Below are 21,854 nucleotides of genomic sequence, written 5' to 3' on the forward strand. Positions count from 1 at the left end.
CTGTATGATTAAAATTTACGACACCATGTCTCGTGATTTGCGAGAATTTGTCCCCATCGAAGAAGGAAAGGTTCGCATGTATGTCTGTGGACCGACAGTCTACAACTATATCCATGTCGGGAATGCTCGTTCAACGGTAGCTTTTGATACGATTCGTCGCTATTTTGAGTATCGCGGCTATGAGGTTAACTACATTTCCAATTTTACGGATGTAGACGATAAAATCATCAATCGTGCCAAGGAAGAAGGCATCACGCCGCAGGAAGTGGCAGACAAGTACATCGCAGCCTTTCGGGAGGATGTGACAGCTCTAGGTGTCAAGCCTGCAACCCGCCATCCACGAGTGGTCGAGTTTATGGATGACATCATCCGTTTTGTCGCGGACTTGATCGCAAAAGGCTATGCCTATGAGAGTCAAGGCGATGTTTATTTTCGGGTGGAAAAATCCCACGACTATGCTAAGTTGGCTAACAAAACACTGGAAGACTTGGAGCTAGGTGCTTCTGGTCGAACCGATGAAGAAACAGCCCGCAAGGAAAATCCGGTGGACTTTGCCCTTTGGAAGGCAGCTAAACCAGGCGAGATTTCTTGGGACAGCCCTTGGGGAGCAGGTCGTCCTGGCTGGCACATTGAGTGTTCGGTCATGTCGACGGGGATTTTAGGTGATACCATTGATATTCATGGTGGTGGGGCAGACCTTGAGTTCCCCCACCACACCAATGAAATTGCCCAGTCTGAAGCCAAAACAGGTCAGACCTTTGCCAACTACTGGATGCACAATGGCTTTGTCAATATTGATAATGTCAAAATGTCCAAATCTCTTGGTAACTTTATCACGGTTCATGACGCCCTCAAAACCATTGATGGCCAAGTCCTTCGTTTCTTCTTTGCGACCCAGCATTACCGCAAGCCCATTAACTTTACGGAAAAAGGGGTCCAAGATGCAGAAACCAATCTCAAGTATTTGAAAAATACCTATGAGCAACCTTTTACAGGAGAGGTAGATTCTGCAAGTTTGCAGGACTTTGTGGATAGGTTTATCTCAGCTATGGATGAGGATTTCAATACACCGAATGGGATTACGGTTGTTTTTGAGTTGGCCAAATGGATCAATTCTGGCAATTATGATGCAAGGGTCAAAGAAGTCCTTGCTGCCATGTTAGAAGTCTTTGGGATCGTCTTTGTTGAGGAAGTCCTGGACGCCGAGATTGAAGCCTTGATTGCAGAACGCCAGGAAGCGCGTGTTGCCAAAGACTTTGCTCGTGCGGATGAAATCCGTGATCAACTAGCCAGCCAAGGAATCAAACTCTTGGATACAAAAGAAGGTGTACGGTGGACGCGTGATTGATATCAATTTGATTAACGGGATTGCCTTGGCCTTTGAAGGGGATGCGGTTTATGCGATGTATATTCGCAGACATTTAATTTTTCAAGGAATGACCAAGCCCAATAAGCTTCATCAAAAAGCGAATCGCTATGTCTCAGCACGTTCTCAAGCGGATTTGATTTCCCAAATGTTAGAAGCTGATATCCTAACGGAAAAAGAACGCGACATCTATAAACGTGGCCGCAATGCCAATAGCCACACCAAGGCCAAGAATGCGGATGTGGTGACTTACCGCATGTCAACCGGATTTGAAGCCCTTTTGGGTTATCTGCATATGACAGAAGAAATAGACCGCCTAGAAGAGTTGATCAGCTGGTGTATCGATGCCGTAGAAAAGTCGGAAGAAACCCGTTAGCGGACGACCCGCGAGGGAGACATCTGATACAAATCACAAACAAGAGGCTGGGACAAAAGTCCTAGCCTCTCCATTGTTTTTGGATGGTCGAGCAAGACGCAGTGGTTGAGTGGGGCTCTACTAGGCTGATTTCATCCGCTTTTACAGACCGACTCAAGTGTGCGGAGGTGGGACGACGAAATCAAATTCTAAGGAATGACCGATTTCTGTCTCACTCTCTTTTATATTCTCGGTAAAATTCGACCTTTACGAGGATAAATTGTTTCAAATCCCGTAATAACTGCAAGAGCGTTGCTCTAGTTTCGAACTCGGTGCGGGTCTTGGGCAAGGGCCGCTTTCGAAAGAGGGTTAGATAGTTTTCGATTTCATCTAGGAGATGATGGGCGGGATTATCCTGGCTCAATTGCTGGGCTGTTTTCGAAAACAACTGAGCTAAGATCAAACTTTCCTCGGCCTCTAGTTGACAATCGTTGATGTTTTGAGCCATGTCTTTAAGGATAGCATTTTGGCGTTTTCGCATTTCGAAGTAGTGGATGTGGTAGTTGGTCTGATGGAAGAGGTGATTGGCCTGGTCCTGATAGACAAGATCGATCGCTTGATCCAAGGTCTCCTCCAATTCACGGATCAAACGGGCATCGTTGCGACCATCTCCTCTGCCTAAGAATCCCTCAAAGCGGTAGAGGATTTTTTTGAGTTGGTCTTCTACCAGCTCGTGGTAATGGTCAATTTCTTCTTGTTGAGAAGGCATGTAGAGATTAGCGAGAAGGGCAAATCCTGTACCGATCAGAAAAATCGCTAATTCATTTCCAAGGAGGAGCCAAGACGTCGAGCGCTCCAGGAACAGGTGGGTAACCAGGACACTGCTCGGGGTGATGCCAATTTCCCACCCCCACAGATAGGCCAGAGGAACATAAAGAAGTAGAAAGGCTCCCAAGGCCCACAGATGAAAGCCAAGCAGGAGAAAGACAAGGCTGCCTGTCACGAGAGCCAATATCGTCGACATGGTACGCGCATAGGCTAATCGGAGCGTACTTCGCCTCGTATCTGAAAGGCTAAGAATTGCGATGATGCCGGCTGAGACAGCATAGCTCATCCCCAATAAGGAAGCCAGTCCCGTAGCCAGACAAGTGACCAAGGCTAGTTTGATCGTTCGATGGAGAAGTGGCATAGAATCCTTTCTAATTGTACAAGTAGTAACGTAAACCAGTGATTTTTGTGATGTCGAAATACGTTTATTATACCACAGAAGGAAGATTTTTCCGCTTCCATCAGGCTTTTGTGCTATACTAGAAGCATGGAAAAAAATGATATCGTCTATGGTGTCCATGCAGTCGAAGAAGCTCTCCATGCGAACACCGGAAATAAGCTCTACATTCAAAATGACCTGCGTGGGAAAAATGTCGAAAAGATAAAACAGTTGGCGACAGAGAAGAAGGTTTCCATCAGCTGGACGCCCAAAAAGACCTTGCAGGAAATGACAGAAGGAGCGGTGCACCAGGGGTTTGTGCTTCGAGTAGCCGCATTTGCCTATGCAGAACTGGCTACTATCCTGACTCGGGCTAGTCAAGAGGAAAATCCCCTTCTTTTGATTTTAGATGGACTGACTGACCCCCACAATCTAGGTTCTATTCTGAGAACTGCTGATGCGACCAATGTGACCGGCGTGATCATTCCGAAACATCGCTCTGTTGGAGTCACACCTGTGGTCTCAAAGACATCGACGGGTGCGGTAGAGCATGTTCCGATCGCACGGGTAACCAACCTGAGTCAGACGCTGGACAAGCTCAAGGAAGAAGGGTTCTGGATTTTTGGGACAGACATGAATGGAACCCCATCCCATCAATGGAATACTTCTGGAAAGCTAGCGCTGATTATCGGAAATGAAGGAAAGGGCATCTCCAGCAATATCAAGAAACAAGTAGATGAGATGATCACGATCCCTATGCAAGGACATGTCCAGAGTCTCAATGCTAGTGTGGCTGCGGCGATCCTGATGTATGAGGTCTTTCGCAACCGCTTATAGGCTAGAAGAGTGTGGGATATCTCGTACTCTTTCTTTCTATCCTACTTCGCTATCCAACATTATTCCCTTCTGAAAAAGGTTGGATAGAAGAGGAACTTCCCTAGGAAGGACGGATAGATTTTAAAAATGTAATCATTTTTTAAAAAAAGAAGAACATCTTCCTTGATATAATGAATGTAATCGCAATGATCGGAGAAAAAGAAAATATGAGTTTTAAAATCCTAACAGACTCGACATCAGACCTTAATTTGGACTGGGCATCAGAGCATCAGGTGGACATGATGGGCTTGACGGTAGAAGTGGATGGTCAAGTCTACGAAACGGTGGGTCCTGACCGATTAGTGGCAGAGGACTTGTTGGAGAAGATGAGAAAAGGCAGTCAGCCAAAAACCAGTCAAGTTAATGTGGGGACCTTTGAAGAGTATTTCCGCGAACAAGTAGAGGCTGGCGAGGCGGTGCTTTATATCGCGATTTCATCTGTCCTATCTGGTACCTACCAATCAGCTGTTATGGCGCGTGACTTGATTTTAGAAGATTATCCTAAAGCCCAGATTCGAATTGTCGATACGCTTGCTGTATCTGGTGGAGAAGGGTATCTAGTGAGAACTGCAGTGGAAGCAAGGGATGCTGGAGTCAGTTTGGATGAGGTGGCTGAGCTGGTCTTAGACAAAGCCCCCCGCTTGCGGTCTTATTTTTTGGTGGACGATCTCAATCACCTGATGAGAGGCGGTCGCCTGTCCCGTACATCCGCCCTGGTAGGAAGCTTGGTCAATATCAAGCCTATCCTCTGGATTGATGCTGCCGGACGGATTCTTCCCTTGTCAAAAGTCCGTGGAAGAAAGAAAGGCGTAGCTGAAATCCTCAAGTATGCCACGGAAGATTTAGCAGATCAGACAGCAGTGGTCGCCTATGCCAATGATCGAAAAGGGGCGGAGCAGATGCGGGACCTCCTGCTAGAAGAAGGGACTATCCAGCAGGTTGTGGTGGAGCCCCTTGGACCTGTTATCTCCGCGCATGTCGGACCAGATACACTGGCTCTCTTTGTAGTGGGACAACAAGAGCGCTGATCAAGCCCTTCTATCTGGTCTATGGTGATCAGAAAAGAGAGAAGGGATCAAAGGCTAAATTTTCAAGGAGACCTTCTTGACTTTGGCATAGGGCTTTGCTATAATGATAAACGGTATTGTTTACCCCATTTGAAAGGCCCCGGAACCTTCCAAATACCTTCGATGGGACGGAACACCCATCACCTTGTAAACAAATATTACGAATTCGTATAGGAGAAATCATGAACAAAACAACTTTTATGGCTAAACCAGGCCAAGTTGAACGCAAATGGTACGTTGTTGACGCAACAGATGTACCTCTTGGACGTCTTTCTGCAGTAGTGGCTAGCGTGCTTCGCGGAAAAAACAAACCAACCTTCACACCACACACTGATACAGGTGACTTTGTGATCGTGATCAATGCTGAAAAAGTGAAATTAACTGGTAAAAAAGCAACAGATAAGATCTACTACACTCACTCTATGTATCCAGGTGGATTGAAACAAATCTCTGCTGGTGAACTTCGTTCTAAAAACGCTGTGCGTTTGATCGAAAAATCAGTGAAGGGAATGCTTCCACACAACACTCTTGGACGCGCACAAGGTATGAAATTGAAAGTCTTCGTAGGTGGTGAGCACACACACGCTGCACAACAACCAGAAGTACTAGATATCTCAGGACTTATCTAAGAGGAAAGGAGCAAGAAATAATGGCACAAGCACAATATGCAGGTACTGGTCGCCGTAAAAACGCGGTTGCACGCGTTCGTTTGGTACCAGGTACTGGTAAAATTACAGTAAACAAAAAAGATGTAGAAGAGTACATCCCACACGCAGATCTTCGTCTCGTGATCAACCAACCTTTCGCTGTAACTTCAACTGAAGGTTCATACGACGTATTTGTCAATGTAAACGGTGGTGGATACGGTGGTCAATCAGGTGCGATTCGTCATGGTATCGCGCGTGCTCTTCTTCAAGTAGACCCAGACTTCCGTGATTCATTGAAACGCGCAGGTCTCTTGACTCGTGATGCCCGTATGGTTGAGCGGAAAAAACCAGGGCTTAAGAAAGCTCGTAAAGCTAGCCAGTTCTCTAAACGTTAATTCGTTACTGGACAGCAGAGTACAAACGAAAACACCTTGCATCTTGCAAGGTGTTTTTTTGTATGAGAACTGGCGGTGCGCAATTAGGATAGCTCTAGCGACTTTAGTCGCGTAGAGATATGCTATGCACAGTTGCCCCAAGAAAACAAGCGAAGCGATGTTTGATTGGATGGCAACCACTGCACTCAAAACGTTAATTATCAGCGATATATCAACGTTTACAGACATTTAAGAAATTTCTCTTGAATGTCTTTTTTTGTCTAGCTAAATTTTACAAATTGGGCAATTTAGGTTACTCAATAATATAAAAAAGATAAAAATTTAAAGTTCGAATTTTAATTTTAAAAAAAGTAATTATTATTGAATATCTGTTCAAACATTCTTTCTTTTCTAAGGTTAATATAAATATATATACTTTAAAAAAGGAAGTCAAACATCTTGCTCATAGATTTTTTGCATTTTTAAAAAATACATTTTGTCATATAATAATGTGGAAAATTGACGGATTCCTTAAATAATCATATAATATGAATATGTAAACCCTTACATACTATTCTACTTATACTTGATAAAATGCAAGTCCTTGAGGATCTATAAATATATAGACACTCTTCTATTTATAAAGTGAAATAAAGAATCACGGAGAAAGTTTATGGATATTAAAGAGACATTCAACCAGCTAGACAATACAAAATTTAATGATTTCAATAATCGCCTTGAAGGTTTTGAGAAACTTTTTAAAGACAAATATTATTTTACCCATCCCGAAGATTTTAGCTCAATCTTTAGCATTTTGGTAAAGTATGGAAAAAGTACAAGTAAATATATTTTATCGAAAGGAGAGATATATGAGTGAAATAGTTATTAATGCTCAGAATTTATCTAAAAATTTTTATAATTTTGATTCAAGACTCCCATTTATCAAGAGATTTTTGAAACGTAATCAAATAACGATTCGAGCTGTTCAAGATATTAGTTTTACGATTAAGAGAGGGAGTATAGTTGGCTTTATTGGGAGTAATGGAGCTGGTAAATCCACAACGATTAAAATGTTGACTGGGACTCTTTATCCTAGTTCCGGAAAATTAGAAGTGAATGGAGAAATTCCATTTAAAAGAAGTATAAATTTTAGAAAAAAAATTTCAATAGTAGTAGGAAATAAATTACAGTTATTTCAAGATGTTTCGGCTATAGATTATTTTCAATTGATTGGTACTTTATATGAGGTAGAACCGGCGATTTTACAAGAACGAATTCAGGAGTTAAGCAATTTGTTGAATGTAAAAGATCAGCTTTACCAGCAGGTCCGGACCCTCTCTCTTGGACAAAAAATGAAAATGGAGTTTATCGCGGCATCTTTAACAAGTCCGGAAATATTATTTTTAGACGAGCCTACTATAGGGTTAGATATACAGTCTAAAAAAGATATCAGAACATTTTTAAAGAAAATGAATGAGGAATGTCATACTACTATTATTTTAACGAGTCATGATATGGATGATATTTCGTCTGTTTGTGACGAATTAATCGTCATTGACAAAGGAAAAATTATTTTGCAGGAGTCAATGGATGTTATTTTATCTAAATTTTCTGATTTTAAATATTTAAAGATAAAAATGACATTAGATTTGGTACCAGAGTTATGCTCTGTTAAAGGAGTAGTAGTCATTTCTCAAACAAAATCGGAATGTATACTAAAAATACCTAGAGATTTTGTCTTTGAGACATTAGAATCAATCAATAAGCTTGTAGATATAGAAGATTTTGAAATATCAAATCTTTCTTTAGAAGAAATTATTTTACAAAACTATTTTACAAAAAAGGAGCACAATTGAAAAAAGAAATGTCTATTATTCTGATATCATTTCGATCTATTTTGAACTATAAATCAAGTGTACTATTGTTAATGTTACAGGCAAGTATACAAATTATGATATCAGTATTTTTATGGACATATATATATCAGAGTAACCAAATAAATATAGCCGGATATGATTTTACCTCAATGGTTCAATACTATTTGGGGACTATAATTTTTTCATATTTTGTTTTTTATCCAGTTGATTGGGAAATCAATGACGATGTTCATTCAGGAAATTTTTTTAGCATATTAATAAAACCTGTTACTTTTTATAAGTATTATTTTTGTAAAATGCTTGGAGATAGGCTTGCTCATTTATTATTTATCATCATTCCTGTCATTTTATTTTCCAGTGTTTATTACAAGAATGAGTTATTAACCATTGAAATTCTTATTTTAGGAAGTATTGCAATTATTCTATCTATGGTTCTATGGTTTTTAATATCATGTTGTGTAGGTATGCTTTCTTTTTGGTTAGAAAATATATTTTTTGTCCTTACTGTTAAAGAAATAGTAATTCAGTTTTTATCAGGAATATTATTGCCTTTAAGTTTTTTTTCAAATAATTTTCGTCTGTTTTTAGATGTATTACCTTTTAAATACTTAGTATATGAACCGCTTCAGATGTTTAGTAATGATACATATAAATTAATAGACTATTTGAGAATTATTTGTATTCAATTGATTTGGTGCATCATTTTTTATATTATATCAAGATTCATATTGAGAAAAGGAGTGGAGCACTTCTCAAATGTGGGAGGATAAAATGTTTAGAATAAAAGTAATTTTTAGGCTACTTCATTTTGGTTTTAAATCTGATATGAATTTTCATTTTGACTTCTTTTGTGGTCTATTTTCGTCGATACTGTGGATTGGTTTACCTATTGTATTTTTTAGATTGATTTTCTTAAACATAGACTCTTTTAATGGTTGGGACTATTATCAAATTTTATTTTTGGTAGGTTCCTACACTATTGTAGATGGAGTTATGATGGGATTGTTAATTAGAAGTATGGGAATTTTAGAATCAGATATTTTGAGTGGTAACTTGGATCAAATTTTATTGAGGCCGTTTGATACTCAGTTGTTCTATATTTTTAGATCATTTAATTTAGTTCAATTCGTGAATACTTTTTTTGGTCTTGCGATTATTTTTATAAGTTATGGAAATTTAAATGTACATTTAAATTCATTAAAAATATTATTTTATATCCTTTCTTTAATGTGTGGTTGTATTATATATTATTCAATTTGGTTTCTAATAACGATTAGTTCATTTTGGTTCCCAACTAAATTTTCAAAAGTAGATGTATTTTTGAATTATATTGGAATTTCTAAGTATCCATATAATATTTTTACAGGTATTAACAGATTGATCACTATGTTATTTGTTCCCAATTTATTAATTGCCAATCCTGCAGTATTAATATTTTTAGGGAAAGATACATTGAACCTATTTTTCTATCAAATAGTTTTTACAGTTTTTTTGATTATTATCAGTCGTACAATTTTTAGAAAAGGATTGAAAAAATATGAAAGTGCAGGAAGATAAACAATGTTGTTCAGTTATATGTTTGACTAAAGGAAGTGATTCGCTGTACTTTGTTTTGTGGTCATTGAAACATCAGATAATTATAAACTATAATTTAAAGAATAGTATTATTAACTTATAGGTGCTAAGAAAAAAATTAAAGAAATTCCCTCATTCAATCAAACTTATTCATATTTTTTAAAATAAGAAAATAGTTGGATTTTGATGATGGTTGATATAAAGCTAAACTGAAAGTACCTGAAATCCAACTGTGTCAAACCAGGTCTTAAGAAAGCTCGTAAAGCTTCACAATTCTCAAAACGTTAATTATCAGCGATATATCAACGTTTACAGACATTCAAGATTTCTTTCTTGGATGTCTTTTTTTGTCCCAAAAATCGAAAGTTCACCCCAAAATTCACCCCATCAGTTTTTTAAGCTACGAAATGCAATATCTCCGACAGTCTGATTGACAGTATCTTTAGTATTAACATAGGTCTTGGTGATCTCTTTATCACTATGAGTTAGGGCTTCGGAAATGGTTTCTAGAGAAATTCCAGCTTGTTTAGCTAACGTGGCTCCTGTATGTCTTAGCTTATGGGGAGAAGCTGGGGCTAGTTCAGGATGTCTTCGTCTTACGGAGTTCATCCTATGGTTTAGATAGTCAGTATGGAGTGGAACGTTAATATTGTTTGAACGATCATTATAGGTGAAAACAAACTGTTTCTGACTTTGCCTTAGACCGAATAGTTTTAGTTCCTCCCGTTGCTTTGTTTTCCAATTCGCTAAAAGTTCCATTAATTCTGCTGGTGCTTTAAAAAGTGTTTTCTTGTTTCCTTTGGTAGATTTTACATTTCCAAAACGGTCTAATGCTTGTTCTATGAGAATTTCACCGTTAGAAAAGTCTATGTGTCTCCACTGTAAAGCATAAGATTCTGATTTTCGATCCGATAGAAAGAAAGTTGCACAAAACATAGTGGTAATAGATGGTATAATAAAGTTAGATCAAATTGTTGGAGATAAGATTATGTTAGCTGATAAAGAAGTGTTCTTCAATGTGGAAAATATCCTCCGTGAGCAAGGGATACTGGATAAGTTTGAAGAGGAAAATGGAGAAATAACTGGTCGAATGATGATTACGATGATGGAAATACCTCCTGAATTAGGAATTGATAAGGTTAGCGATAATATGTGTGCTTTTTGTGCTTCCTTTGATTTCTATGATATGATGATTGGGATTGCATTCGATGTAGACACAGTAGAACTTATTCCTAAAATGTGGTTCACTCCTCAGACTGATGATGCTGTGGAACCTTCTAGTGAGTGGATAGAATTTTTTGTAAAAACTCTATGTGAGAATATATCGAAAGAGGGTTTTGGGGTACCAATGTATAGTTTTTTAAATGACCACAGCGACCTCACAATTATTCCGACTCAATCATAGAAAAGAGAAATGGGAAAGATTTTGAATAAACATGATTACAGCTTAGCTCATGCGTATTGTAGTAATAATAAACCCGAATTGGAAAAGGATGAAATTTGTGGTTGTTTTTATTGTATGCAAATTTTTTCTCCACATGAAATTGATGAATGGCTAGTGGAAGATACAAAAATAGACGACAGAGGAACCGCATTATGCCCATATTGTGGCATTGATTCTGTAATTGGTGCAAGCTCCGGCTTCCCAATAACAAAAAAATTCCTTTGGTTCTCAGATGTTTTGATAAGCGTGCTATAAAAATATAGGTAAAGCGAACTAGTTTTTTCTGTAAAATCGAGAAATATAAAAGGTTTAAAATCATCGTTTCAAAACATTGATTTTAAACCTTTTTATTCATGGTGTTATTCTAAATCTTAATCGATTCCTTTTATGAAATTACCAATTTCTTTTACTATTTCAGTGACTAGTGCATTTCCCATAAAAAACATTCGCATTTTATCAGATACCTCAACGATAGAACCATCTGATAGCTTCTTTTTTGCTGTCCAATTGTCTGGAAAATCTTGAAGGCGTTCTGCTTCAACAGGAGTAATTAGACGGTATTTATTGTTTATTTTTAAGAAATGAGTAGAGCGATTAACAGTACCTTCCGAGGTTAACATGGTACGTCCTGGCAAGTCTAAATTATCGTAGGGTGCCATCCCCCCTTCAGAATAGATATAAGTATGTCCATCCGCTGAAGTTCTCTCTATACGTTTTGGTCCTCTCAGGAACTGAAATTTTTCTAATTTAGCTGGATCTGTAATGAAATATTTATCGGGTACTTGCTCTTCGTCTTGAAGTATTTCACCTAATGTAATTGGATTTCCATTATAATTAGGTTCTGTATCAATGGAGTAGTATTTTCCGTACCTCATAACCCCTGTGTTCCAGACAGTTCCTGTAAAATTATCCGAAACCTCTACGATATCATTTCCAAGCTCGTAAAAAACATGTCTATTTTTAACAGGAAAATTTTTAATAGGGAATTGAGTTGCAAATAGTCCTGTATGGAATAAGTACTCATCGTACTTTTGCTCTTCAAAAACAGAATCATTTTGCTCAAACTGTTTATCAATTAGTTTTGCAAACTTTGTATCATTTCGATAAACGAAGAAAAAGACACGACGTCTACGCTGGCTTCTACCATACTCGGCAGCGTTAATAACCCTCCATTCAACAGAGTATCCAAGATTATTAAAAGCTGTAAGCATAATCGCAAAATCTCGACCCCGCTGTTTAGAAGGTGCTTTTAATAGTCTATCCACATTTTCCAAAATGAGGTATTTGGGTTTGATAATTTCTGTAGCTCGAATAATCTCCCAAAAAAGAACACCTTTTTTCCCTTCAATGCCTTTCTCGTTTTTCTTACTTCGAGCAACTGAGTAATCTTGACAAGGAAATCCCCCAACAATCATATCAGCATCCATATTTGAAAATTGTTCATCTGTAATATCAGATATACTAATATTGAGATTTTCACTATTAGGGAAGTGATAATCATAAACCTCAAATGCATCTTGAGATTTACGGGATGGTTCCCATTGGTTTGACCAATTTGTTTGAAAAAGCTTCTTATCTGAGTTTTCGAGTCCGATTCGGAATCCTCCAACTCCTGCAAATAGTTCTAATACTTTCATGCTCTCTCCTTCATTTTTTACAGCTCAATACATTATATCCTATTTTCTACAATTGATCAAGCCTGAATGATTGCTGTCGTTCAATTTGGTATAATATAACGGACAGGAGAAAACAATGGATCAGAACTTATTTAATTATGATGACAGTGAACTTCAGAGTGTTATTGATTATTCTACTCAATTATTGAATAGAAAATTTTCTGACATTATGGAAGAATATAATCATTCACTTTATAAGACTTACGAAAATTATGTTGAAAAAGTTGTCTCTGAAGTGGCAGATAAGCCAATCAGCATGAAATCGAAAGGTCAATACGGTAATTACATTGAGAAATATTTTTATGGGTACCCACCTAATAGCGACTCAGAAGCTGATTTTGGAAAAATAGGTGTAGAATTAAAAGTTACGCCATTTAAAATAAATAAAAATGGAACGCTTAGTGCTAAAGAACGACTTGTATTAACAATACTAAACTATATGGAGGAGAATTTAGAGGATTTTTACTCCACTCATTTATGGAAAAAATGTGCCAAAATTCTGTTGTTGTTCTACAATGGTTTAATTCCTGATCAGACGATGGCAGACTATGAGATTGAAAAAATTTTTCTATATGAATGGTTTGAAGAGGATATGCCTGTCATTCTAGAAGATTTTAAGAGAATAACAGGAAAAATCAGACAAGGAAAGGCTCATGAATTATCCGAATCAGATGGAAATTATTTGTCCACTTGTACGAAGGGAACAGGTAAAGGAAAAGATTTAAGACAACAACCTTTCAGTAATGAATTGGCAAAACAACGAGCTTGGGAATTAAAGTCCAGCTATATGACCTATCTGATCAACAATAAAATTTTTAACCAGTCAGATCAAGAAAGTGTTCTAGCTAATTTTAAGGGCGAGAAAAAGGCTTTTACGGAAGTTATTGCAGATAAGATACTTGCATATAAAGGTTTCTCTGAGAAAGAATTGTACGAACTGTTTGAAGTGAATCCCAAGGCAAAAGGTAAGAATAGTACTCTGATTCGGAAGATTTTAGGTTTAACAGGTGATTTGGATAAGACCAAAGAATTTCAAAAAGCAAATATGAATTTGAGGGTTATTCGTGTAGATGAAAATAATTTACCAAAGGAAGATTCTCCGTTTAAAACTTATAATTTCCAAGAGTTGATTGATGTAGAAGAGTGGGAAGAATCCCATCCTTATTTAGAAATTTATAACAAACGTTTCTTATTTGTCGTATTCAAAGAGGTTGCTCCTAAAGAGTTTGTTTTAGATAATATCAAATTCTGGGGATTTCCTGATAGACAATTAGATGAAGTTCAGCGTGTATGGAAAGAGACTAGACAGATTTTAATGAATGGTCTTCAATTAACTCAAAATGGACATCGCATTTCAACAAACTTCCCACAGAGTAAGATTAATCAAGTTCTCTTTACGAAAATCCATGCTCAGAACACACTTTATGAATTAAAGCCTGGAGAATTTGTCGGTAAAGGGAAGTTGTCTGATACAGATGTCCTTCCAGATGGACGACACATCACAAAGCACTCTTTTTGGATTCCTAAGAAATTTTTGAAAAAAGTACTAGAAGGTAAGTGGGATTGATATGGGAAATAATGATTATCTATCTTTACCAACAAAAATGAGGATGCGAATCCTCTTTTTTATTGGCCTAAGGTAGTCTGTTTTTTTAACAAACTATATTCCTTCAATATAAAATTGGAACTTAAGTTCTACTGATTCAAATGTCTTTTTGTGATTTGATGAACTAGTAGTTGGACTTCACTTTCAATAATTTCAGCATCATTAATCCATTGCTTGATAAGAGCGCTGTAATAATTTTTTGGTGCATCCTCCTTCAGCAAATCCATTTTTTCAAAGTATTCATGTAATAAGTCGGCATCAATGTAGTTTCTGCTATTAAACAATACTATACCCAAGCAATCATCTGGATAGTTTAAGTCAAAATAGATTGGACTTCTATTACTTTTCAATTGTCCATAAGAAAGGAAGTTTGATAGCTCATCCTTAATTTTATCAACTAGTCTATTGTTTTCTTGACTTGGTTTTAAATTCAGACTATCTAAAGTTACATCGAATTTTTTAAAGTCTAAAGCTTCGTTTAAAGCCTCTGTAAATTCTATTAGCCAAGTTACAGGCAAGCCGTATTCAAAATCGTTCATTTGTTCCTCCTATGAAAAATAACACAATTAGTGTTTAAAAACTAAAATATGCTATGGACTATAACGAGCAATCACTTTTTTCAGAAAAAGACTTATTTTTCTGAATGTTAATTATCGTTAAAACGTTTAAACGGGTTGGAGTAGTCGGTAAGCTTAATATATCTATGTGATTTTTGGGTGTCGAATACTTCTAGAAGATCAAATTCTGATTTTTTAAAGGAAAAGAGAAGAAAATAGTTTTTGTAGACAGTCATCAAAAAGGTTTCAAATTTGTAAGCATGTTGTTCTCTATAAATTGAAAGGTTATGAAAATCATTTTCTAGCGCTTCTCTTATTATTTTAGTCATCTGTGATAATTCTATATTTTCGTCAATGTGAAATTTATATGGGAAAAATAAAAGTAAATTCTTGTTAGTTTCCATAGTTGTTAGAACGTTATAGATGTCATCTTCAAGACTAAGTTTTATTATATTCCGTTTATGACGAATACTAGTCATGTCTTTCAGTGATAGTGGTCTAAAAACTTTATGTATTTCAGTTACAAGAAAATCTTCATTGGGCCTTTTGGGAACACCATACGTAATAAATCCATCTGAAATTCTTGACACACTAATACTAGTTAGTCTCAGTCCTCGAAGATATGTATTGGTTGCTAGAAGTTTAAAATCGATACTATATCGAGAATTTATTGCGTCACATTCAGAATTGCTTTCAGTTAATGGTTTTTGATATGTTTGATGATTAGTTTTCTCCTGGAAGTATTTTGAATGATTGAGAAAATCTAATAGGAAATATTCGTAATTTGATTCGGGTTCATTCGTTACGAAATTATTCAATATTACTGAAGCAGGGATGCTAGATGATTTCAGACGTTTATCTATCATTATTGACCTCCTTTCTTCTATTATATACTATAAATTAAGTAATATTATTATGTACAACAGATGGTTTAAGAAATAAAATAAAAAATTCCCCTCATTCAATCAAATATATTCAAAAATTTTAAAATAAAAAAGCAGTACAGCTATGCTCAGGATTGATTTAAAGGGGTTCTAAAAGTATATGAAATTCAACCGTGTCAAACCAGGTCTTAAGAAAGCTCGTAAAGCTAGCCAGTTCTCTTAACGTTAATTATCAGCGATAAATCAACGTTTACAGACATTCAAGAATTCTTTCTTGGATGTCTTTTTTGTATAGAAATCAAGAGTTTCCATCATTGATTTTTAGTCTAGTATTAGTTTCTACTGAATAAGCTTTTTCGGCCATAACAAAACACTCCTGTTCATAGTTTCACTAGATTTTGACAGGAGTGTTTTTCTTGTGTCTCAATTTATAGGTTCAGTACATATCTATTTTTCTAGTAACCAATCTATGATATTTTTCTTCTCAATACCATTGTAATTTGCTGTTGGCTGAATCGTATCCATTGTTAATAGATATTTGGGGAATTGATCTTTAATGGCTTCAAGTGGTCTAAGTTCTCTGTCTAGTGTTTCTGGAGCAAGTGTTGTTTCACTGACTTGATAATAAGCGTAGTGACCCAGATCAGTTACAACAACAAAATCAACTTCATATTTATCTAAATTACCAACATATACTTGTGAATATCTACGTCTCAATTCCAAATACACAATATTTTCCAAGATATGCCCAATATCTTCTTTGTGGTCTGGTAATAAGAGATGTCGTAAACCTAAATCAACGGGATAATATTTTTCTAAGCGTTGCAATAATGCTCGACCTTTTACATCAAAACGTGGAACGGAATAAAAAAGTAAACTATCTGTCAAAGTTGTCAAATAATTTTCCAAAGTATTGTGGGATATTGAAACATTTTGGCTGACAAGGGTATTGCGAATCTTATTTGTTGATATTAAGCTACCTGTACTACTGAGAAGGGTTCGGACAATGCGCTCAATAATAGTAGGATTTGGATTTCCCAATCTAGTGACAATATCATTTAACAGTATTGAGTTATATATTCCTCTGAGATAGTCAATTTTTTCAGCGTAAGATGATGTTTGCAATAAGTAAGGGAAAGCACTAAAGAGATAATTGTTAAAAATTTCTGTTGTGTTCAGATTCTCTGAGAGAGATTGACCTGATAGGTATTCTTCAAATGACAAAGGAAGGACCTCTATCTCAACATACCGACCAGTCAAGTTTGTAGCTAATTGACTACTCATAAAGTAGGCGTTAGATCCAGTCAAATAGAGGTCTACATTTGGGAAGATGAATAGACTATCTGCTACCAGTTCAAATTTTTCAACATGTTGAATTTCATCTAAAAAGATATAGTATGTTTTCTCCTCAACTAACCGCTCTTTTATATAAGCAAATAATGTTTGAAAATGTCGCAGTTCATAGTAACTCAAATCTTCGAAATTGATGCATATAATCTGATCCTCGTCTACTCCAGTTGCTAGTAACTCCTCTTGATATAGTTGAAAGAGAACAGATTTACCAGCTCGTCGAACTCCACTCACAACTTTAATGATTTGGTGGTCACGATGCCTTCTTAAAAAGTCTAAATAATGCGGTCTTTTAATATAGTTCATAAATAGATACCTCAAAGATAGTATAATACAAATAGACATTATTTTCAAATATTTAGAAATAATATTTTATTTGTCCAATTGTTTTCATTTTTTTGAAAATAACATCTAGGGATATTTAAATATCTTCAGGATAGAAAATGAAATTGCATTGGCACGAAGAAACTGTACAGTTGTAGCTAAACTGTACACCATCTTTATGATACAGTAGTTCATATTTCTCAATTACATAAGCTCCGAAAACTAAAAAAGTGATAACCCTTTGATAACCTCTCGATTTTTAAAAGGGTTATATATGTAAAGATTGAGGATTTATCTCTTAAAATTACTTGATTTTAGTGATAATTTACCATATTTATATCATGATGTAGAATTAACCTGGTCTTAAGAAAGCTCGTAAAGCTTCACAATTTAGTAAACGTTAATTCGAGAGAATTACTATGCTTACAAATAGCACCTTTCAAGGTGTTCTTTTTTTATACTTTCTGACTAAATTGGTGCAGTTGACGTAGTTGTTGTGGCTTTAGCCACTTACAAATACGGCTGCAAGCTGACAAAGTCAGTTGCCTCTTAACGCTAATTATCAGTGATAGATCAACGTTTACAGACATTCAAGAATTTTTTCTTGGATGTCTTTTTTTGTATAGAAATTAAAAATTTCCCTGAAAAATTTTCTGATTCTCCCTCAACGACTCCCCCCGGGGAATACTTTGACAAAAAAATAATATTATGTTAGAATTATTCCTATCAAAAATTATTTTTAGGAGACGATTATGAAAAAATATCTTACCGCTGGTATTGCCTTGTTTGCAGTAGTAGCCTTGGCTGCTTGCTCAAACAATAGTTCCCAAACGCAAGCTTCTTCATCTTCTGCAAGTCAGTCATCAAGCTCTTCATCGGAAGCAAGTAGCTCAAGTTCAACGGTTGACAGCTCTTCAACAGAGAGCTCATCTTCATCAGCTTCTGAAAAAACTGAGACAGATGTAACCTTGTTGACAGATGCAGAGATTGACAATGCGAAGACAGTTGGCGACTATAAAAAACTCTATGAAACAATGATCAACAACTATCTGAAGCATGCAAACGAAATTGGAAAGAGATTGCCAGCATCTGCAAAAGCTTCTTACGATGAGCAAATTGAACAAATGAAGTCAACACTTGATTCTTCAAAACAAACCTTTGATAGTAGCCTGTCCCAACTGGGATCAGACACGACAGAAATCCCTGCTACAGTTCGGGATAGCTTAGCTTCTACCTTGAAAACAACCAACCAAACAGCAGCATCGATGTTGCAACAAGCCTACGACGCCCTTAGCTAATATTTGGGAGTCCGGGAATAGACAGTCCTTCCGTTGGGAGGGCTTTTTTTTACTTATCCACATCAATCAGATGACCCAGGAGGGCATGAACCAGGCTTCTAATCGAAAACCCTCTCGTTTTTTGGTATACTAGTAGAAAGTTAGAAGGAATGAGGAATCCACATGACAGCACAAAAAATGACAGCCCAAGAAATTATCGCCTTTATCGGCAATGCAACGAAAAAAACCAACGTCAAAGTGACCTTTGAAGGAGACTTGAAGGGATCGATCCCTGAGACTGTGACAAAATTAGGCAATGTCCTTTTTGGGGACTGGGCAGAGATTGCCCCTCTGCTTTCAGAACTGACAGAAAACAAAGACTATGTCGTAGAGCAAGACGGTCGAAATTCAGCGGTTCCTCTGCTGGATAAGCGTGAGATAAATGCCCGAATCGAGCCAGGTGCGATTATTCGGGACCAGGTTGCCATTGGGGATAATGCCGTCATCATGATGGGGGCTGTGATCAACATCGGTGCAGAAATCGGTGAGGGAACGATGATTGATATGGGGGCTATCCTAGGTGGCCGTGCGACAGTGGGCAAAAATAGCCATATTGGCGCAGGGGCTGTTTTGGCTGGTGTGATTGAGCCAGCTTCTGCAGAGCCTGTCCGTATCGGCGACAATGTCTTAGTGGGAGCCAATGCGGTTGTCATTGAAGGGGTGCAAGTAGGAAGCGGATCAGTCGTGGCAGCAGGAGCTATCGTGACTCAGGATGTCCCTGAAAATGTCGTTGTGGCAGGCGTTCCGGCTCGGATCATTAAAGCCATTGATGCGCAAACCCAACAAAAAACGGCCCTAGAAGACGCATTACGTCATCTTTAAGAAGTAGCAAAGGAGAAGTAGAGCCGGTCCCTGAGTAGCCAAGGATGTGGACGGCTTCTCCTTTTTTTAAATCAATAGACGAAGAGGAGAGAGAAGAGAAACTGCAGAGTTTTTGCTTCTTTCATTAAGGAGACTAGAAAATGACGCTTGATTTAATCCAAATCCGGAGAGATCTTCACCAGATACCAGAGCTGGGATTAGAGGAGTACAAAACCCAGGCTTATCTTTTAGAGCGGATTGCTGAACTAACAGTGGATAAGCCTTTTGTAGAGCAGAAGACGTGGAAAACAGGGATCTTGGTCTTTCTAAAAGGGACCAATCCAGAAAAGACAATTGGCTGGCGGACGGACATGGACGGTCTTCCGATCACGGAGCAAACGGGCCTTCCCTTTTCTTCCCAGCATCAAGGTCGGATGCATGCCTGTGGACATGATATCCATATGACTACGGCCTTGGGTTTGTTAGAGCAAGCACTCCAGCAACAACCCAAGGAGAATCTCTTGTTCCTCTTTCAACCAGCGGAGGAAAATCTAGCAGGAGGCATGCTCATGTATGAGGATGGAGCTTTTGGCGACTGGTTGCCAGATGAGTTTTATGGTCTTCATGTGAGACCGGATCTTCAAGTGGGCGACATCGCGACGAACCGGGGGACGCTATTTGCGGGAACTTGTGAAGTGAAGCTAACCTTTAAGGGGATCGGAGGACATGCAGCCTTTCCGCATAAGACCAAGGATGCCCTGGTAGCAGCAGCCTACTTTGTGACCCAGGTACAGACGGTGGTCAGCCGAAATGTGGATCCGATAGAAGGAGCGGTCGTAACCTTTGGGGCTATGAGAGCGGGAACGACCAACAATGTCATCGCTGATGAAGCTTTCTTGCATGGGACGATTCGAGCTCTGACACAGGAGATGAATCTCTTGGTTCAAGATCGTCTGCGAACGATCGCTGAAGGGGTGGCGGCTTCTTTTGGGCTGGAAGTGGTGATCGAGTTGAACCAGGGTGGCTATCTACCAGTTGAAAACGATCCTGCTTTGGCAGCAGAACTGATGAACTATTTTGAGGCAGATGAGGCGGTGCATCTGATAGAGATTGAACCCGCAATGACAGGAGAGGACTTCGGCTATCTCCTCCATCAGGTGCCGGGGGTCATGTTTTGGCTGGGAGTGGACACCCCTTACGCCCTGCACCACCCTCAGATGAGTCCGGATGAAGCAGTCCTTCCCTTTGCGGTCGAAACGATTAGTGCCTTTTTAGCGCATAAAGTAAATAAACAGGAAAGAGGCGATTTGGAATGAAGCAAGAGTTCCGTAAGCAGATGATTCAAAGTCTAAAGACCGTGGATCCGATTCAAAAAGGCCAGTGGGATGAAGTCTTGGCTCAGCAATTTTGGCAGTCTACAGCCTATCAAAAAAGTCAACGAATCGCTCTTTTTATGTCCATGGACTTTGAAGTGAATACTTCCCCCCTGCTAGCCCGGGCTTTAGAGGACCAAAAAGAGGTGGTGCTACCGAAAGTATTGGGAAAGGGGAAGATGGCCTTTTTCCCTTATCAGCCAGGGGAGCTAACGCCTTCTTCCTTTGGCGTATTAGAGCCAAATAGTGATCAGGCCTGTGCCAAGGAAGAAATCGATTTGATTTTAGTCCCAGGCTTAGCCTGGAATTCGGAAGGATATCGCATCGGATATGGAGGCGGCTTTTATGATCGTTATTTAGCGGATTATCAAGGGGCGACGATCAGTATCGTATATCCTTTTCAACGGCAGATATTTTCTCCCCAAGCGTTTGATATCCCAGTACAGGAGGTGTTGACGAGTGAATAAAGGGACTATTCGGTATCCAGTGACCTATAGCTTACTTGTTGTGACGATTGCTGTTTTTATCTTGATGGTGCTAAGCCATCCAAGTAGTTTTGCAAGTTCCAGAACCGTTTATGATTTTGGTGGACTCTTTGGAAAGGCCCTGATAGCAGATCCAAGTCAGATATGGCGCTTAATCAGTCCTGTTTTTGTCCACATTGGTTTTCAGCATATCTTGTTTAATGCCATTGCTCTATACTACGTGGGAAGCCAGTTGGAAGGTATTTTGGGACCGTGGAAATTCCTGATGCTATATTTCTTATCTGGTTTAATGGGCAATCTGGCAACCTTCTTCTTTAGTCCAGAAGTCGTCTCAGCAGGGGCTTCTACCTCTATTTTTGGCTTGTTTGCCTTTGCAGCGACCCTGCGCTTCTTTACTCGGAGTCCCTATTTGCAGTATTTGAGCAATTCCTATATCAGTTTACTGATTATCAATATTGTCGTGACCTTTACGGCTCCTGGTATCAGTGTCACAGGTCACCTGGGAGGTGCTATCGGTGGAGTCCTTTGTGCCATGATGATTCCCATTCGTGGAGAGGAAAGAGCTTTTACTCAGAGGGAACGGGTATTAGCCATCGGGGTCTATCTTCTTCTTTTGATTATCGGTCTTTCTCCTCTCTTATCGGGTCGCTAATGCTATTGAAGTGAAAAAACA

Annotated in this window: 23 protein-coding genes and 1 pseudogene; 18 read left to right on the plus strand and 6 right to left on the minus strand. The window is 38.1% G+C overall.

Annotated elements, in window-relative coordinates:
• The first annotated feature begins 4 nt into the window (after window positions 1-4).
• Entirely contained in the window at window positions 5-1,348 is a 1,344-nt protein-coding gene (gene cysS / locus STRDD13_RS06430) for a cysteine--tRNA ligase (protein ID WP_067103265.1), read from the plus strand.
• Window positions 1,341-1,742, plus strand: a complete 402-nt coding sequence (locus STRDD13_RS06435) for a Mini-ribonuclease 3 (RefSeq protein ID WP_067103267.1) — start codon at window positions 1,341-1,343, stop codon at window positions 1,740-1,742. The genes cysS and STRDD13_RS06435 overlap by 8 nt, the downstream gene beginning before the upstream one ends.
• 211 nt (window positions 1,743-1,953) lie before the next feature.
• Here the strand turns inward: STRDD13_RS06435 and STRDD13_RS06440 are convergent, their stop codons facing one another.
• Window positions 1,954-2,910, minus strand: coding sequence for an aromatic acid exporter family protein (locus STRDD13_RS06440; protein ID WP_067103268.1), 957 nt, complete (start codon window positions 2,908-2,910; stop codon window positions 1,954-1,956).
• A 126-nt stretch (window positions 2,911-3,036) separates the two neighbouring features.
• Between STRDD13_RS06440 and rlmB the strand changes: the two genes are divergently transcribed.
• From rlmB to STRDD13_RS06480, 8 genes are all read left to right on the plus strand, one after another.
• The gene (gene rlmB, locus STRDD13_RS06445; RefSeq protein ID WP_067103270.1) at window positions 3,037-3,765 is read left to right on the plus strand and encodes a 23S rRNA (guanosine(2251)-2'-O)-methyltransferase RlmB; all 729 of its coding nucleotides are present in this window, start codon (window positions 3,037-3,039) and stop codon (window positions 3,763-3,765) included.
• Window positions 3,766-3,971: 206 nt separating this feature from the next.
• On the plus strand, window positions 3,972-4,832 hold the full coding sequence (locus STRDD13_RS06450; RefSeq protein WP_067103516.1) for a DegV family protein: 861 nt from the start codon (window positions 3,972-3,974) through the stop codon (window positions 4,830-4,832).
• 221 nt (window positions 4,833-5,053) lie between these two features.
• Window positions 5,054-5,500, plus strand: a complete 447-nt coding sequence (rplM, locus tag STRDD13_RS06455; RefSeq protein ID WP_002886374.1) for a 50S ribosomal protein L13 — start codon at window positions 5,054-5,056, stop codon at window positions 5,498-5,500.
• A 20-nt stretch (window positions 5,501-5,520) separates the two neighbouring features.
• Entirely contained in the window at window positions 5,521-5,913 is a 393-nt protein-coding gene (rpsI, locus tag STRDD13_RS06460; RefSeq protein ID WP_003100732.1) for a 30S ribosomal protein S9, read from the plus strand.
• Between the two features lie 652 nt (window positions 5,914-6,565).
• Window positions 6,566-6,769 carry a hypothetical protein gene (locus STRDD13_RS06465; protein WP_003010127.1) on the plus strand — a complete coding sequence of 68 codons (204 nt, stop codon included), beginning with the start codon at window positions 6,566-6,568 and terminating at the stop codon, window positions 6,767-6,769.
• On the plus strand, window positions 6,762-7,748 hold the full coding sequence (locus STRDD13_RS06470) for an ABC transporter ATP-binding protein (protein ID WP_048690691.1): 987 nt from the start codon (window positions 6,762-6,764) through the stop codon (window positions 7,746-7,748). Before STRDD13_RS06465 ends, STRDD13_RS06470 begins: the two co-directional genes overlap by 8 nt.
• The gene (locus STRDD13_RS06475) at window positions 7,745-8,539 is read left to right on the plus strand and encodes an ABC transporter permease (RefSeq protein WP_003013825.1); all 795 of its coding nucleotides are present in this window, start codon (window positions 7,745-7,747) and stop codon (window positions 8,537-8,539) included. The genes STRDD13_RS06470 and STRDD13_RS06475 overlap by 4 nt, the downstream gene beginning before the upstream one ends.
• Window position 8,540: 1 nt before the next feature.
• Window positions 8,541-9,326: an ABC transporter permease gene (locus STRDD13_RS06480; protein ID WP_003013947.1), complete on the plus strand. Its 786-nt coding sequence runs from the start codon at window positions 8,541-8,543 to the stop codon at window positions 9,324-9,326.
• A 405-nt stretch (window positions 9,327-9,731) separates the two neighbouring features.
• Here the strand turns inward: STRDD13_RS06480 and STRDD13_RS06485 are convergent.
• Window positions 9,732-10,283: pseudogene (locus STRDD13_RS06485) on the minus strand (tyrosine-type recombinase/integrase); the annotation flags it as partial.
• 49 nt (window positions 10,284-10,332) lie between these two features.
• Here STRDD13_RS06485 and STRDD13_RS06490 point away from each other — a divergent pair.
• Both STRDD13_RS06490 and STRDD13_RS06495 read left to right on the plus strand, forming a co-directional pair.
• Window positions 10,333-10,749 (plus strand): hypothetical protein, encoded by a 417-nt coding sequence (locus STRDD13_RS06490; protein ID WP_067103518.1) that lies wholly within the window; start codon window positions 10,333-10,335, stop codon window positions 10,747-10,749.
• A gap of 9 nt (window positions 10,750-10,758) precedes the next feature.
• Entirely contained in the window at window positions 10,759-11,043 is a 285-nt protein-coding gene (locus STRDD13_RS06495; RefSeq protein WP_082781211.1) for a hypothetical protein, read from the plus strand.
• Between the two features lie 116 nt (window positions 11,044-11,159).
• Here the strand turns inward: STRDD13_RS06495 and STRDD13_RS06500 are convergent, their stop codons facing one another.
• Window positions 11,160-12,425: a DNA cytosine methyltransferase gene (locus STRDD13_RS06500; protein WP_067103272.1), complete on the minus strand. Its 1,266-nt coding sequence runs from the start codon at window positions 12,423-12,425 to the stop codon at window positions 11,160-11,162.
• Window positions 12,426-12,540: 115 nt separating this feature from the next.
• Here STRDD13_RS06500 and STRDD13_RS06505 point away from each other — a divergent pair, with 115 nt between their 5' ends.
• A complete protein-coding gene (locus STRDD13_RS06505; RefSeq protein ID WP_067103274.1) occupies window positions 12,541-14,031 on the plus strand; it encodes a Sau3AI family type II restriction endonuclease in 1,491 nt (496 codons plus the stop codon).
• A 128-nt stretch (window positions 14,032-14,159) separates the two neighbouring features.
• Here STRDD13_RS06505 and STRDD13_RS06510 read toward each other — a convergent pair whose 3' ends face one another.
• From STRDD13_RS06510 to STRDD13_RS06520, 3 genes are all read right to left on the minus strand, one after another.
• Complete coding sequence (locus tag STRDD13_RS06510) at window positions 14,160-14,609, minus strand: hypothetical protein (RefSeq protein ID WP_067103275.1); 450 nt, start codon at window positions 14,607-14,609, stop codon at window positions 14,160-14,162.
• A gap of 107 nt (window positions 14,610-14,716) precedes the next feature.
• A complete protein-coding gene (locus STRDD13_RS06515) occupies window positions 14,717-15,493 on the minus strand; it encodes a hypothetical protein (RefSeq protein ID WP_067103277.1) in 777 nt (258 codons plus the stop codon).
• A gap of 465 nt (window positions 15,494-15,958) precedes the next feature.
• Window positions 15,959-17,167 carry an ATP-binding protein gene (locus tag STRDD13_RS06520; RefSeq protein WP_067103279.1) on the minus strand — a complete coding sequence of 403 codons (1,209 nt, stop codon included), beginning with the start codon at window positions 17,165-17,167 and terminating at the stop codon, window positions 15,959-15,961.
• 770 nt (window positions 17,168-17,937) lie between these two features.
• Here STRDD13_RS06520 and STRDD13_RS06525 point away from each other — a divergent pair.
• The 5 genes from STRDD13_RS06525 (at window position 17,938) to STRDD13_RS06545 (ending at window position 21,833) form a co-directional block, all read left to right on the plus strand.
• Window positions 17,938-18,483: a hypothetical protein gene (locus STRDD13_RS06525; RefSeq protein WP_067103280.1), complete on the plus strand. Its 546-nt coding sequence runs from the start codon at window positions 17,938-17,940 to the stop codon at window positions 18,481-18,483.
• 162 nt (window positions 18,484-18,645) lie between these two features.
• On the plus strand, window positions 18,646-19,344 hold the full coding sequence (gene dapD, locus STRDD13_RS06530; RefSeq protein ID WP_067103282.1) for a 2,3,4,5-tetrahydropyridine-2,6-dicarboxylate N-acetyltransferase: 699 nt from the start codon (window positions 18,646-18,648) through the stop codon (window positions 19,342-19,344).
• Window positions 19,345-19,484: 140 nt separating this feature from the next.
• Window positions 19,485-20,639, plus strand: a complete 1,155-nt coding sequence (locus tag STRDD13_RS06535; RefSeq protein WP_067103284.1) for an N-acetyldiaminopimelate deacetylase — start codon at window positions 19,485-19,487, stop codon at window positions 20,637-20,639.
• Window positions 20,636-21,163, plus strand: a complete 528-nt coding sequence (locus STRDD13_RS06540) for a 5-formyltetrahydrofolate cyclo-ligase (protein ID WP_067103285.1) — start codon at window positions 20,636-20,638, stop codon at window positions 21,161-21,163. The genes STRDD13_RS06535 and STRDD13_RS06540 overlap by 4 nt, the downstream gene beginning before the upstream one ends.
• The gene (locus tag STRDD13_RS06545) at window positions 21,156-21,833 is read left to right on the plus strand and encodes a rhomboid family intramembrane serine protease (protein WP_067103287.1); all 678 of its coding nucleotides are present in this window, start codon (window positions 21,156-21,158) and stop codon (window positions 21,831-21,833) included. Before STRDD13_RS06540 ends, STRDD13_RS06545 begins: the two co-directional genes overlap by 8 nt.
• Window positions 21,834-21,854: the final 21 nt, after the last annotated feature.

It is taken from the genome of Streptococcus sp. DD13, from assembly GCF_001578875.1.
In the GTDB taxonomy this organism is placed as follows: domain Bacteria; phylum Bacillota; class Bacilli; order Lactobacillales; family Streptococcaceae; genus Streptococcus.